At 52.9% G+C, this 14,787-nt stretch carries 5 protein-coding genes; 1 reads left to right on the top strand and 4 read right to left on the bottom strand.

Annotation, left to right across the window (positions count from 1 at the left end; translation table 11 throughout):
• Positions 1-361 precede the first annotated feature (361 nt).
• A complete protein-coding gene (locus BUB30_RS14775) occupies positions 362-3,256 on the top strand; it encodes a SprB repeat-containing protein (RefSeq protein ID WP_084138134.1) in 2,895 nt (964 codons plus the stop codon).
• 109 nt (positions 3,257-3,365) lie between these two features.
• Here the strand turns inward: BUB30_RS14775 and BUB30_RS14770 are convergent, their stop codons facing one another.
• The 4 genes from BUB30_RS14770 to BUB30_RS34875 are packed head-to-tail and all read right to left on the bottom strand — an operon-like array spanning position 3,366 to position 14,621.
• Complete coding sequence (locus tag BUB30_RS14770) at positions 3,366-5,471, bottom strand: sensor histidine kinase (protein ID WP_073135460.1); 2,106 nt, start codon at positions 5,469-5,471, stop codon at positions 3,366-3,368.
• Positions 5,472-5,475: 4 nt separating this feature from the next.
• A complete protein-coding gene (locus BUB30_RS14765) occupies positions 5,476-7,047 on the bottom strand; it encodes a tetratricopeptide repeat protein (protein WP_178377116.1) in 1,572 nt (523 codons plus the stop codon).
• Positions 7,048-7,081: 34 nt separating this feature from the next.
• Complete coding sequence (locus BUB30_RS14760; protein WP_073135456.1) at positions 7,082-8,014, bottom strand: PorP/SprF family type IX secretion system membrane protein; 933 nt, start codon at positions 8,012-8,014, stop codon at positions 7,082-7,084.
• Position 8,015: 1 nt separating this feature from the next.
• Positions 8,016-14,621 carry an HYR domain-containing protein gene (locus BUB30_RS34875; protein ID WP_143164935.1) on the bottom strand — a complete coding sequence of 2,202 codons (6,606 nt, stop codon included), beginning with the start codon at positions 14,619-14,621 and terminating at the stop codon, positions 8,016-8,018.
• Positions 14,622-14,787 lie beyond the last annotated feature (166 nt).

Here is a 14,787-nt window from a genome sequence, read left to right as displayed (position 1 = left end):
AAAACACAAATCCCATGCCCACACCCACACAACTACTGACTACTGACTACTCCTCCTGGCTCCTGGCTCCTGGATTCTGGCTCCTCCACTCAACACAACGCATGGCCTAGAGCACAAAACAAAAAAACTCCCCTCCATTAATCGCCCCAATCATCCATTCAACAGAACTTTTACGTAAGTTACCATGTAAGGTTCATCCCCCTCTGACCGCCTCTTCCGGCCTTGCAAAAAATCGTGATCTGAAGTAATCCCGCTTCAACTGATAAATGATTGCCTTTAACGGTGTAAAACTCCTTTCTCTGCTTAAATAATTAGTCGATGCCGTTTGCGGTGTATTCAGGGCATAACCAAATGCCTGCTTATGAAACGATACTTTACAATTTGTCTGATCGGATTGATCAGCGTGTTCGCCACACTGGAGGTGGCGGCACAAAAACAGGGCTCCAGAGATAAGCCCACGCAGAATGGAAAGTCTTCCTATAGTAGTAGTAGCGCTTCTAAGAAGAAGAGCGATACTTCTAAGAAGGACAGTGGCCCTTCTAAGAAGAATGGTAACGATTCTAAGAAGGATGGCCAATCGTCCAAGAACAGCCACGCGTCTAAGGATAATCACACTTCCAAGGATAATCACACTTCCTGTGCTATCCATCCTAAATCTAACTGTGATGGCCATCATACTTGTACGGTCCATACTAACTGTAATGGGCAACATACTTGTCCGATCCACCCCAGCTGCAATGGCCAACATGGCGGCGGCCAAGCGGGTGGTGGTCACCCGGGCGGTGGTCAACCCGGTGGAGGTCATCCCGGCGGCGGTCACCCTGGTGGTGGTCAACCTGGTGGTGGCGGTCACCCTACCTGTGACAACAACAGTTATTCGACGGTGATTGTAAAGCAAGAGCCCATCTCAGAAACGTGCACGGAGTATGAAGTCAAGGTTTCCTATAACGGCACCCGGACGTTTGGTCTTTCGCATTACGTTATGGGCTTTCCCTGTGGAGAATTAAAAGACGTCAGCAATTCGGAACATTGGAAACAGGTTTTTGGAAAAGACCCCACGACCGGTGTCTATGGATTGAAGATCGACAACATCTCCGGTTTTGGAGAAGGACGTCCTGCCGATTTCACGATAAAGTTTACCTGGTGTTCGGACAATACCTGTAACAAGACGTTGGGCACAGTGGCCTACAAATATGGTAATTGTGTGGATTATGACACGCTTTCACATCCCGTACCTCCCGATACCACGCAAACCTGTTCGACACTCCTGGCTACTTTGCAAAAAACAAATGTAACTTGTTCTGCAAGTGCAGACGGACAAGTGAGTGCCACAATCCAGGATGGACAAGCTCCTATTACCTATTCGTGGTCAACGGGCGCCACTACACCTTCCATACAAAATCTTACGGCGGGAATGTACAGCGTCACCATTACAGATGCCAAAGGAAATACCCTTACACTGCATGAGACCGTTTCGGCGCCACCGCCAATCGTCATCACCGAGACCGTGTCAAACCCGTCGTGTAGTGGCGTGGCGAACGGATCGATCACGCTTAACGTGACCGGCGGAACAGGAGCAGGCACCTACACCTATTTCTGGAGCAACGGCGCAACCCAGCAAAACCTGACGAACGTGCCCAGCGGATTATACACGGTGACGGTAACCGATTCAACAAATTGCACGGCGCAAAAATCGTTCATGTTGACAAATTCGTCCCTGCTCAGCGCCACCGCTTCGCTTTTCAATCCTTCCTGTACGCAAGCCAACGGCAGCATCGATATAACGCCTACCGGCGGTGTCACCCCCTACACGTATTCGTGGAGCAACGGGGCAACGACGCAAGACGTAACCGGTCTTGGCGCCGGAAGCTTTACCGTAAAAATAACCGATGCTTTAGGTTGCTCGACGAGCAAAAGCTATACGCTTCGACTCAACAACACTTTACTGTTAACCTATGTCGTGACCCCGACGAGTTGCCTTGGCGATACGTTTGGCGCGATCGATTTGTCGATTGTGGGTGGTACTTCTCCCTATACCATTAAATGGGCAGATGGCCCCACCACGGAAGATCGCACAGGACTTGCCGTCGGCCTTTATACCGTGACGGTAGCCGATGCGGCAGGCTGCAGCACGCAGGCAACGATTAGTGTTTTCCAAAAACCGTTGACGGTTGCCAGCGAAATCAATCAACCGGTTTGTGCCACCGATCTCGGATCGATCACCCTTACTGTGAGCGGCGTTCCTCCTTACACATACACGTGGTCGAATGGTGCAACGGGTAGTGCAGTAACTGGTCTTCCGGCTGGATTCTATACTGTTGTGGTAGCAGATGCCAGCGGATGTACCCGCACGCTCTCCTTCCTTATCCTTTCACCGACAGCCTTGGACGTGAGCGGCGCGGTGAGCAATGCAACATGCGGGGTCGAAGGATCTTATGGTATCGATCTCTCGGTGATGGGAGGTAAACCATCGTACACCTACCTGTGGTCGACGGGTGCAACGACGGAAGATGTTACCGGTCTGAATTCCGGAACCTATTCGGTGACCGTTAAGGATGCAGCAGGTTGTACGGCCACGCGTTCATTCACGGTGGATCCGGTTTCTGTCGGATGGTCTTGTCTCATTACGCCGCCCACCAAACCTGTCGTGTGCGGATCAGCTGGAAATTTATTGTCGACGGCTGTTGCAGGTGCCACCAATTATCTCTGGACGGTAACCAGCACGGACAATAGCTGGGCGATCACGTCGGGAAGTGATTCTACGGCGGTTTATACGGCTGGTGCCCCTGGCAGCTCGGCAACGTTCACGTTGACGCTTACGAAAAATGGTTGCTCACAAACTTGCTCTTATACCACCAGCACGGCGTGTATCCAGAAGGATAATACGGGCGGCGGCGATCCGTCATCCAGCGATCCTTGTTCCACCACTACTACGGTCGCTTCGGTGCAGCAGCAAGCTGCGACGGAGGTACCTGTGGCCAGCGCCACAAGAATACCTTTCGAACTGAACGTGTACCCCAACCCCTTCAGAGACAAGCTGAACTTTGAATGGACGGCCCCGTACGACGACAATGTTAAGGTCGAGATCCTGGACAAATCAGGCCGAAGCCTGACCACGGTCTACGAAGGCAAAGTGACGAAAGGACAGCACTACAATTTTGAATGGTCGGCTGCCGGCCTCACGGATCACTTCTACTTCTATAAGTATACGTCGTCGAGAAATAAAGACTACGGACAATTGGTGAGGAAGCGATAGTTGCTTTTGAAAATCAAAGACCTGTTAGTCCTTAGAAAACTAACAGGTCTTTTTATTTATTGAAACGAAAGGTGAAGGGCATGCGGGTTTACATCCCAAAAACATATTCTCAAGCCACTTCAGCCTCCAGCGATTTTCCCATCTGTATGGCATTCAACGGAAGTTGAACGACAAACTCGGTGTACCGGCCTTGCTCGGATGCTACGGTGATGTTTCCATCCAGTGCCTGTACCGATTTTTGGACGATGTACAGCCCCAGTCCGTTGCCCTTTGAGTCGGGATGGCCTTTGAAGAACATGTCGAACAGGCGAGGTTGAATGCTGGCTTCCACCCCAATGCCATTGTCACGAACGCTGAAATGAAGTTGATCGTCTTTGATGGTGGCCTGGAAGACCACGCTGGCTCCCTCGGCGTGCTGCATGAGACTGTAGATGAGCGCATTTTCCACCAAGTTGGTAATGACCACGTCAACCAGGTTGGGATAGGAGAAGAAAACAAGATCGGCAGGACAGTCGATCGTGAATTTGACACCCTTCTCGTTTATGAGATTCGAGAAACGGTCTTGTACATTCTCCACGAGACTGAGCAGCGTGATGGATGAATAACCAGTGGGTTGGTTGATCTCGCTGATGATGCTCAGTTTTTTCAAAAGCTTATCCATGCCCTCGGTGGTGTGCACGACGCGCTCCACCAGTTCTTTAGGCTCGCCATTGGAGAGGTGAATGGCAATGTTACACAACCCGATGATGGAACAAACCGGCGACCGCAAATCGTGCGAGGCGCGATACAAAAATGTGTCGAGCTCCCGGTTGGCTTCTTCCAACAGTTTGGTGCGGTCCTGGACAATGGCCTCCAGGTTTTCGTTGACGCGACGCACTTCCTCGTTGGCCCGGACAAGATCTTTCTTTTGTCTTCTCAACCGGCCGCTGAACGTGATCAGCAAAACGATGAGGATGGCAAAACCGATTACCACGAGCGATATGGCAAAAATTTGTTTCCGGAAGGCAAGTTGTTCTTCCAGGCGCCGGGCCTCGCTTTCGGAGAGTTGGTTCTCCAGCTTCTGGAAATCGAAATACTTTTCCTTGAGGCCGCTGATGATGAGTCGGTAGTCGCTCACGTTTTTATAGAAGCGGCTCTCGTTGGAGGCGAGCAGTTGTTCGAGGGCGATGAGGTCCGAGAAAAGTGTGGCGCGGGTATTTTCATCGAGGTTCATCAGACCCTTCTGGAGTTTTTGGTCGATGATCCGGATCTTCTCATCAAACTCGTTTTTCTGGGTGGTAAGACCCTGGCCTTCCAAGGTGGCCTTTTTCAAGAGGTTCTTGATATCTTCGCTCACAAAAGATGAATCGGAAATATTCCCCATAAAGACATCCTTTTTATGGCTCGCCGAATCCTGGAGTTGTGTGACCAGCTGATTGAATTTTCCGTCCAGCTTTGCTTTTGTCGCCGCGTCCATGCTTTTTATGGGAACGTTTTTAAAGATGGCATAGAACACAGTGAGGGATTGGATGGAGTCCAGGTTGGCCAGATTGAAATTCTTGAAATATTCTGTGTTGATCTCGGGATTTTGGGCAGCCGCTTTTTCGGACGTCGCGGGCGTCTGCGTTGGCGCTTGGGCCACGACCACCGGCTTAATAGCTTCCACCGTGATCACGACCTCTTTCGCCGTTTGCTGCAGATCCACAACGTCGTAACCCTTTGCGGTAAATTGGTCGGCCGTATTTATTTTCTCATCGAGGGCGAGCGGTATTTCAATTTTGCCCGCCGCATCGGTCGTGACTTGCGCGGTCTTCCGGCCCTTGAAGGTGACCGGTAGGTTGCTCACGGGAGCGTTGTTCCGGTCCTTGAAGGTTACGATGGCCACCTGGTAGTTCTTCTTGCGGACAACAATTTCCAGGATGCTTTTGCTCAGGTTCCAGGCCGCCGGTTCGTATTGTTCATTCTTTATTTTTATGGTCTTCACCGGCACGTCGGTCTCCAGCAATTCGACAAACACTTCGCCCTTGTTGCCGGTCGAGATGAAGTCTTTGTTGTTGATCGAAACCTCGACATTCTTCAGGGGCTTCAATTGCTCGTCGAAAGTTTTCACCTGGATCAATTGCCGCACCTGCGCAGCGGCGGGAAGCGTGGCAAATGCTGTGAGCGTGAGCAAGAGCAGGATCACATTCAGCTTCGTGAATGGATGGAAAAGAAGGGAACTGTGGGAATGCTTCATATCGCTAGAAGGTGTCTTTTACAAATACAATTTCGTGGGCACTGACTTGTTGCTGATGTCTTGGGATTTCGAACACGACAACGCTTTCTTTTCCATCGGCGCCCACCGCGCGGATAACATATTCGCTAAGATACGGTACCACCACGGAAAAATTCCCGTTGTTATCGGTAACGGTTTGGAATACGGTCGTATTGCGCAAGTTGTCTACGAGGTAGATCTTCGTTTGGGGCATCGCCGTGATGGCCGATGCATCGGTCCAGGCGTGTTCTTTTAATTTAACAATGCCGGCGATGGTCACCGGATAGGTTTGCAGGTCCATGTCAAATTCGTAGAGGTCGTCGTTGAAGCCTCCATTTTTTCGATTGGACGAAAAATAGCCGTGGGTATCCTGCTCGTCCACGGTCATGCCGAAATCGTCGTAGCTGGTGTTGATGGGGTAGCCCATATTGCGCGGCTCGCTATAGCCGTCGGCTTTGATGGCCGTCTCAAAAATGTCGAGCCCGCCCATGCCGGGGTGACCGTTCGATGAAAAGTAAAGGGTCCGGTTTTGATGCAGGAAGGGAAACACTTCATCATAGGGTGTGTTCACCGTCTCGCCGAGGTTTTCCGGCTGGGTCCATTTTCCATCCTCGTCGAGGGCAGACCGGTACAAGTCTTTGCCACCCTGGCCGCCTCCCATGTCCGATGAAAAATAAAGGACCTTGCCGTCTTCGCTGATGGTGGGATCGCTGATGGAATGATACCGGCTGTTGTAAGGGAAAGGATCGGTCTCGGTCCATTCCCCGTTTTTCCATTCCGCAAAGTAAAGCTGCAAATTCCGATTGCCCCCGTTGCCCGTTTCATTCGCCGCCGACACGAAGGCCATCTTTTGTTCCTTGTCATAAAACACCACCGGCCCCGCATTCAACCGCGACGCCAGCTCCTTGCTGAAAAGCGATGGCTTATCATATTGATGCCCCCCGTCGGCGCTTGAGCCGGGAAGGACACGCGCCGAATAGATCTTGTAAAAAGGCGCGTTCATCACCGCATTCACCTTTTCGACGAGCTCGGGTTCTTTCCGGTTCGACATAAACACGATCCTGTTTTTGTAGGGCGTCGCACACAACTCTCCGTATTCCGTGTTCAGCGAAATAGGCCGGACAGCAAAATGTGATGAATCCTCGTACAAGTATTTGATGTTGCTGAGCCGCCATATTTTTCGCAGGGCAAGCTCGTCGTCTTTTTTGTTTGTCAAATGCTTTTGATAGTATTCAATAGCCGCCGCGTAGTTACCGGTAGCGGCCTGCACTTCCGCGTAGTAGTAAGTATCACTCCAGGGGAGCGATCGCCTTTCTTTCAAATACCGGCCATAGTAGGCTACGGCTGTCGAATACTCTTTGAGCGAATAATAACACCGTGCAATTCTGAGTTGGACATCCGGATTTTTCCGGGCGGCTTCCATGTATAGCTTTAGGGCCTCCGTATAATTTTTGTCCTTATAGTATTTGTCGCCAAGACCCACTTCGCTTCTGAACAATCCGAAAACCGTTTGCTGTCCCTGCACGGTCTGCACCGCGGCGAGGAGAAGAAGCAACATAAGGAGGTTTCCGTTTTTCATGATGCGTATTGGATCATCGCGGCGACGCCACCTTGGTTTCTACATATTTGAAAAGATACTGCACCATAAGCTCGTGCGAGCCGTTGCTGATCCGGGCTACGTCGCCAATGGCGTGGTCGTAGGCGTATCCAATCTGGAACTGCGGCGTGATCTGCGCCTTTAGCAAAAAATCCACCGATTCACGTTTCCGGTAGGAGAGCCCCAGCGTCAACACCTTGCGGTAGATCATGTTGATGTTCACGTCGTATGAGAACGGCAATCCTGGGAAATATTTTAATAATACAGAGGGTTCGTATTCGATGCTTTCGTTTTGGGTGATCTTGTATTTGGTAAACAAGAAATAGTTGGCGCGGCTCAAACGGACCGATAGCGTGTCGCTGAGCGAAAGCGTCTCGGGAAGCAATTGGGGCGCCGACAATCCGACGTGCAACCGCGGACTCCTGAAATAAATGCCCGCCCCAAGGTCAAAGAATGTTTGAGAGACGTTGCCGTAAAGCCTGGGATCGTTTGTCACCCCGCCGATCAGTGAAGCATAGTCCGAACGGGTATTGTGCACACCGGCCTGCAGCCCCAACGATAGGAATGACTTTTTGCCCACCTGCAGGTGGTAGGCATAGTCGGTTAGCGCACTCAGATTTTTGTGAACGCCATACTGATCATTGACGAGGGTAGCGCCCAACCCGAAATGTTTTTTCTTAAACAACGTATGTCCCGACAAGGTTTGCGTGGTGGGCGCACCCTCGACACCACTCCATTGTCTTCGATCGATAAACGTAAGACTCAGGGCCTCATCGGCACCGGCATACGCGGGATTGATCACCAGGTTATTGAACATGTACTGACTGAACTGCACTTTTTGCTGGGCCGTGCTCAGCTGAAAAGACAAAATGAGCACCCCTGCCGATAGCGCGATTCTTAAAAAACAATATCGTAGCCGTGCTCCCATACTATCGCAGCAATTCAATAAATCCACTCTTCTTTAAATGCTTCTTCAAGAAATCCACCTCGATGACATAGTAATAGGTACCCGTGGGTACCTGAACACCGTTCGAGCTCACACCGTTCCAGACCATCGTACTATTGTTATACCCGGAAGCCTGGTAAATGATGCTGCCCCACCGGTCTAAAACAATCACCTTGTTACGGGCGAATTTTTCGATATTCACAACGATCCATTCATCGTTCGTCCCGTCGCCGTCGGGCGTTACCACCTTGGTGACTTCAATTTCCAGTTCTTCATAGTCAACGATGACGTTGAAGTTGCAGGTTATTGTTTTACCGGCGTCGTTGGCGGCGGTGTAGACCACCGGTGTGGTACCCACGGAAAATGTTTCCCCCGGTTCGTGCGAACTGGTGAGCGACAATTCCCCACACCGTGTCGTGGCGGTGGGCGGGTCCCAACTTACGATCACCTCGCCTGACTCGCCGCATCGGGCATGCACATCGCTGGGGCAGTCGGCAAACGTGGGCAGTTCTTCATTCCTCACCGTTACCGTGAAGCGGCAAACCGACGCATTGCCATAGATGTCGGTGGCGGTATACACCACGTCGGTGATGCCGATATCAAATCGATCACCAGGCTGATGCGTACTGACCACGCTCATGCTGCAGTTGTCCGAAGCCGTTGGCGGTACCCAGTTCACGATCGCGCCGCAGGAGTTGTCGGCCGCGACTGAAATTTGAGGGGGACAATTTTGAAATGCGGGCGGCGTAGTATCCTCAACGGTCACGGCAAACGAACACGTGGCAATGTTGCCCGCCGCGTCGGTTGCCTTGTAGGTTACCGTGGTGCTGCCCACGGCAAAGAAATCCCCGGGGGCGTGGTCGCTGGTCAACGTGAGCGTTCCTGTGCAATTGTCGGTCACAGTAGGTGCGATCCAGTTTACGTTCGTGCCACAACCCGCACCCTCGGCAACACTGAAGTCGACCGGACAATTGCTGAACACCGGCGCGATGGCGTCGCGCACGATAACGTTGAATGAACAAGTGCTCACATTGCCCGCGGGATCAGTAGCGGTGTAAATAACCGGTGTGGTCCCCAGCGGGAAAGTTTCGCCTGGATTGTGATTGCTCGTGAGCGTAAAGGAACAGTTATCCTTCGCCACGGGCGGGGTCCAGGTTGCCACGGCTTGGCAAGAGGCATCGGCCGCTACCGTAATAGCAGCAGGGCAACCGGTGAACACGGGCGCGCGGGTGTCGTTGACCGTTACGCTGAAGGAACATGTGGTGGTGTTCCCCGCTGCGTCTGTCGCCGTGTAGGTAACCGTGGTCACCCCGATCGGGAACACGTCGCCGGAATTAAAATTACTGGTCACAGCAGGTGTTGCCGTACAATTGTCACTCGCCGTGGGAACGGTCCATGATACGGCCGCATCGCAAGACGTAGTGCTGGCAGGAGCAACAATGTTGGAAGGACAACCCGTAAACGCCGGATTGATATGATCTTCTACTGTCACGGTAAACGAGCACGTCTCTTTGTTGCCTGCCGCGTCGGTCGCTTCATACGTAACAGTGGTCACGCCGACGGGGAAGGCATCTCCCGAATTGAAGTTGCTGGTGACCGCCGGTGCTGCATCGCAGTTGTCGGTAACCGAGAGCGGTAGCCAGCTCACGATCGCTGTGCAGACCGCGGGGTCCGTCGGTACAGAAATGTTGGCGGGGCAATTCGCAAATACAGGCTTGGTGGCATCGATCACCGTAACGATGAAAGAACAAGTGCTTTGGTTTCCCTTGCCGTCGTCGGCAGTGTAGGTGATCGTATGGGGCCCGAGTCCAAAAGTTGCACCCGAAGCATCGGGGCTGGTTGGGATGATCGCCCCAACACAGGCGTCTGTAGCGGTTGGTGCCGTCCAGATCACAACAGCGTCACAGGTTGTAGCATTGGCGGTTACGGAAAAGTCTGCAGGACATCCGGCGAATACCGGGGCCGTGTCATCGGTGACGGTCACCGTAAACGAACACGTGCTTTGGTTTCCATTGCCATCGTCGGCGGTGTAAGTAATGATATGTGGTCCTAATCCAAAAGTTGTTCCCGAAGCATCGGGACTGGTCGGGGTGATCGTCCCCACACAGGCGTCTGTCGCGGTGGGCGGTGTCCAGATCACGACAGCGTCACAGGTATTCGCATCCGCGGATACCGAAAAGTCTGTGGGACATCCGGCGAATACCGGTGCCGTGTTATCAGTAACGGTTACCGTAAATGAACATGTACTTTGATTTCCATTTCCGTCATCGGCGGTGTAAGTGATGATATGTGGTCCTAATCCAAAAGTTGTTCCCGAAGCATCGGGACTGGTCGGGATGATCGCCCCCACACAGGCGTCTGTAGCAGTAGGCGGTGTCCAGATCACGACGGCACTGCAGGTAGCAGCATCGGCGGATACGGAAAAGTCTGCGGGACACCCAGCGAATACCGGTGCCGTATTATCGGTGACGGTTACCGTAAACGAACAAGTGCTTTGATTTCCATTTCCGTCATCGGCAGTGTAGGTAATGATATGCGGACCTAATCCAAAAGTTGCTCCAGGAGCATCGAGGCTGGTTGGCGTGATCGCCCCAACACAGGCATCTGTAGCGGTGGGCGGTGTCCAGATCACAACAGCACTGCAGGTAGCGGCATCGGCGGATACCGAAAAGTCTGCAGGGCATCCGGCGAATACCGGTGCCGTGTTATCGGTGACGGTTACCGTAAAAGAACAAGTACTTTGATTCCCATTGCCGTCATCGGCGGTGTAAGTAATCGTGTGTGGACCTAATCCAAAAGTTGCACCGGGAGCATCGAGACTGGTTGGCGTGATCGCCCCAACACAAGCGTCTGTAGCGGTGGGCGGTGTCCAGATCACAACCGCACTACAGGTAGCGGCATCGGCGGATACTGAAAAGTCTGCAGGACATCCGGTGATTATCGGTGCCGTGTTATCGGTGACGGTCACTGTGAAAGAACAGGTGCTTTGATTTCCATTGCCATCGTCGGCGGTGTAGGTGATAATATGTGGCCCGAGTCCAAAAGTTGCGCCCGAAGCATCGGGACTGGTCGGGATGATCGCACCAACACAAGCATCTGTAGCGGTGGGCGGCGTCCAGATCACGACAGCACTACAAGTGACAGCATCGGCGGATACGGAAAAGTCTGCAGGACAATTAGCGATTACGGGTGCCGTGTTATCGGTGACGGTTACCGTAAACGAACAAGTACTTTGGTTTCCATTTCCATCGTCGGCCGTGTAAGTAATGATATGTGGTCCTAATCCAAAAGTTGCTCCCGAAACATCAGGGCTTGTCGGGATGATCGCCCCAGCACAGGCGTCTGTAGCGGTGGGTGCCGTCCAGATCACAACAGCGTCACAGGTAGCGGCATCAGCGGTCACGGAAAAATCTGCGGGACACCCGGCGAAAACCGGTGCCGTGTCATCGGTGACGGTCACCGTAAACGAACAGGTACTTTGGTTTCCATTGCCGTCGTCGGCGGTGTAGATGATAGTATGCGGTCCTAATCCAAAAGTTGTTCCTGAAACATCGGGACTTGTCGGGATGATCGCTCCAACACAGGCGTCTGTAGCGGTGGGTGCGGTCCAGATCACAACAGCGTTACAAGTAGCGGCATCGGCGGATACGGAAAAGTCTGCAGGACATCCGGCGAATACCGGTGCCGTGTTATCGGTGACGGTCACCGTAAACGAGCAAGTACTTTGGTTTCCATTGCCATCGTCGGCGGTGTAGGTGATGATATGTGGTCCTAATCCAAACGTTGCTCCTGAAGCATCGGGGCTGGTGGGCGTTACGGTCCCAACACAGGCGTCTGTCGCGGTGGGCGGCGTCCAGATTACAACAGCCGTGCAGGTGGCTGCATCGGCGGATACGGAAAAGTCTGCAGGACACCCGGCGATTACCGGTGCTGTGTTATCGGTGACGGTAACCGTGAATGAACAAGTACTTTGATTTCCATTTCCATCGTCGGCGGTGTAGGTAATGATATGTGGCCCTAATCCAAAAGTTGCACCCGAAGCATCGGGACTTGTCGGGATGATCGCTCCCACACAGGCGTCTGTAGCAGTGGGCGCCGTCCAGGTCACGACAGCACTGCAGGTAGCGGCATCGGCGGATACTGAAAAGTCTGAAGGACATCCGGCGATTACTGGTGCCGTGTTATCCGTGACAGTTACCGTAAACGAACAAGTACTTTGGTTTCCATTTCCATCGTCGGCGGTGTAGGTGATGATATGTGGCCCAATTCCAAAAGTTGTTCCGGAGGCATCGGGACTAGTCGGCGTGATCGCGCCCACACAGGCGTCTGTAGCCGTGGGCGGTGTCCAGATCACGACAGCACTGCAGGTAGCGGCATCGGCAGATACGGAAAAGTCTGCAGGACATCCGGCGAATACCGGTGCCGTGTTATCGGTGACGGTCACTGTGAAAGAACAGGTGCTTTGATTTCCATTGCCGTCATCAGCAGTGTAGGTAATGATGTGTGGTCCTAATCCAAAAGTTGTACCCGAAGCATCGGGGCTGGTCGGCGTTACGGTCCCAACACAGGCGTCTGTCGCGGTGGGCGGCGTCCAGATTACAACAGCCGTGCAGGTTGCAGCATCGGCGGATACGGAAAAGTCTGCAGGACATCCGGCGAATACCGGTGCCGTGTTATCGGTGACGGTTACCGTAAACGAACAAGTGCTCTGATTTCCATTTCCATCGTCGGCGGTGTAAGTAATGATATGCGGCCCTATTCCAAAAGTTGTTCCCGAAGCATCGGGACTTGTCGGGATGATCGTCCCCATACAGGCGTCTGTAGCGGTGGGTGCCGTCCAGGTCACGACAGCACTGCAGGTAGCGGCATCGGCGGATACGGAAAAGTCTGAAGGACATCCGGCGATTACTGGTGCCGTGTTATCCGTGACAGTTACCGTGAACGAACAAGTGCTTTGATTTCCATTTCCGTCATCGGCGGTGTAGGTGATGGTATGTGGTCCTAATCCAAAAGTTGTTCCCGAAACATCGGGACTAGTCGGTATGATCGCTCCAACACAGGCGTCCGTAGCGGTGGGTGCCGTCCAGGTCACAACTGCACTGCAGGTAGCGGCATCGGCGGATACGGAAAAGTCCGCAGGACACCCGGCGAATACTGGGGCCGTGTTATCGGTGACGGTCACCGTAAACGAACAAGTGCTTTGATTTCCATTGCCGTCATCCGCGGTGTAGGTAATGATATGTGGTCCTAACCCAAAAGTTGTTCCCGACACATCAGGGCTTGTCGGGATGATTGCCCCAACACAAGCGTCTGTAGCGGTGGGTGCTGTCCAGGTCACGACAGCGTCACAGGTGGCAGCATTGGCGGATACGGAAAAGTCTGCAGGACACCCGGCGATTACCGGAGCGGTGTTATCGGTGACGGTTACTGTGAATGAACAAGTGCTTTGATTTCCCTTGCCATCATTGGCAGTGTATGTAATGATATGTGGCCCTATTCCAAAAGTTGTTCCCGAAGCATCAGGGCTTGTTGGGATCACCGATCCGGCACAATCATCTGTAGCCGTAGGCGCCGTCCAGGTCACGACGGCACTACAGGTGGCGGCATTGGCGGGCACCGAAAAGTCTGCAGGGCAACCGGCGAATACCGGTGGGGTATTGTCGGTCACTGTTACGGTAAAGGAACAAGTGCTTTGATTTCCCTGGGAATCCTTGGCCGTGTAGGTAATGGTATGTGCGCCCAGCCCAAAGGTTGTTCCAGGAGCATTGGGGCTTGTCGGTATGATCGCCCCTTCACAAGCGTCGGTGGCGGTCGGCGCTGTCCAGTTTACGACGGCAGTACACAAACCGGGATCGACAGGTATCGCAAAATTGGCGGGGCAGCCTGCAAATACGGGTGCCGATTGATCCCGGACCCTGACGTTAAAGGAACAGTTTTGCGTGTTGCCATAATTATCCGTCGCGGTATAGGTGACGACCGTTTGGCCCACGGGGAAAAAATCGCCCCGGTTGTGATCGGGTATCACACTGGCCACCGCGCAGTTGTCGGTGACCGTCGGCACCGGCCAGGTGACGTTGGTACCGCAGGCGTTGGCATCGGCCGGCACATCGACGTTCGGTGGGCAAAAGGTAAAGTTTGGGGGAGAGCTCTCCATGTTCAAACAACAGATCGGTTGCCCGCCTACGCTTTCGCCGCCGGTTACCGTAAAGTTGCCAAAAGTGGTCCCGATTTTTACACCGTTCGAGCAGGAGGTGTTGATGTTGGCCAGTACCACCAGCGTGGTGCGGATGGTTACCTGATCGCCTACAAAGGGATTGCCGGCGCCGGCAGAACTTTGTACGGTGAACGTACTTCCGGGAAGCAAAAGCAAGCCACTGAAAATGGTGCCACCCCCATCCTGGACGTCTACCGTAAGGCCCAGCAGACCGGTGAATTGCACGGTCATTTTTGTAAGGCCGACTGTACATCCGCAGGTGGTTATCGGGGGGCAACTGCAACCCTGCCCATAGGCCTGCCACTGACCCAAAATGACCAGCAACAGCCCCAGGAAGAGCGCTTTTCGTCTTCTTACAAAGTCAACCGATAACATATTTTCAGCATGTAACCCGCCGTATACCCGCGAAAGGCACTTTCTGGATTTTTCATTCGGACCCAAACCTTACACCCCCACATCTTAGCAAAAAAGCGCCCTGAAGCGAAAACTAAGCGATACAGTTAAAAAATTAAATCGTAAGTTAGTGATTTTCACCAACCTG

This window comes from Chryseolinea serpens, assembly GCF_900129725.1.
In the GTDB taxonomy this organism is placed as follows: Bacteria; Bacteroidota; Bacteroidia; order Cytophagales; family Cyclobacteriaceae; genus Chryseolinea; species Chryseolinea serpens.
This window is presented reverse-complemented; position numbering and strand designations above follow the sequence as displayed.

Bases quoted from the DNA above. Each gene is read 5' to 3' on its own strand.
- BUB30_RS14775 (WP_084138134.1), top strand. From the start codon at position 362: ATGAAACGATACTTTACAATTTGTCTGATCGGATTGATCAGCGTGTTC.
- BUB30_RS14770 (WP_073135460.1), bottom strand. From the start codon at position 5,471: ATGAAGCATTCCCACAGTTCCCTTCTTTTCCATCCATTCACGAAGCTG.
- BUB30_RS14765 (WP_178377116.1), bottom strand. From the start codon at position 7,047: ATGTTGCTTCTTCTCCTCGCCGCGGTGCAGACCGTGCAGGGACAGCAA.
- BUB30_RS14760 (WP_073135456.1), bottom strand. From the start codon at position 8,014: ATGGGAGCACGGCTACGATATTGTTTTTTAAGAATCGCGCTATCGGCA.
- BUB30_RS34875 (WP_143164935.1), bottom strand. From the start codon at position 14,621: ATGTTATCGGTTGACTTTGTAAGAAGACGAAAAGCGCTCTTCCTGGGG.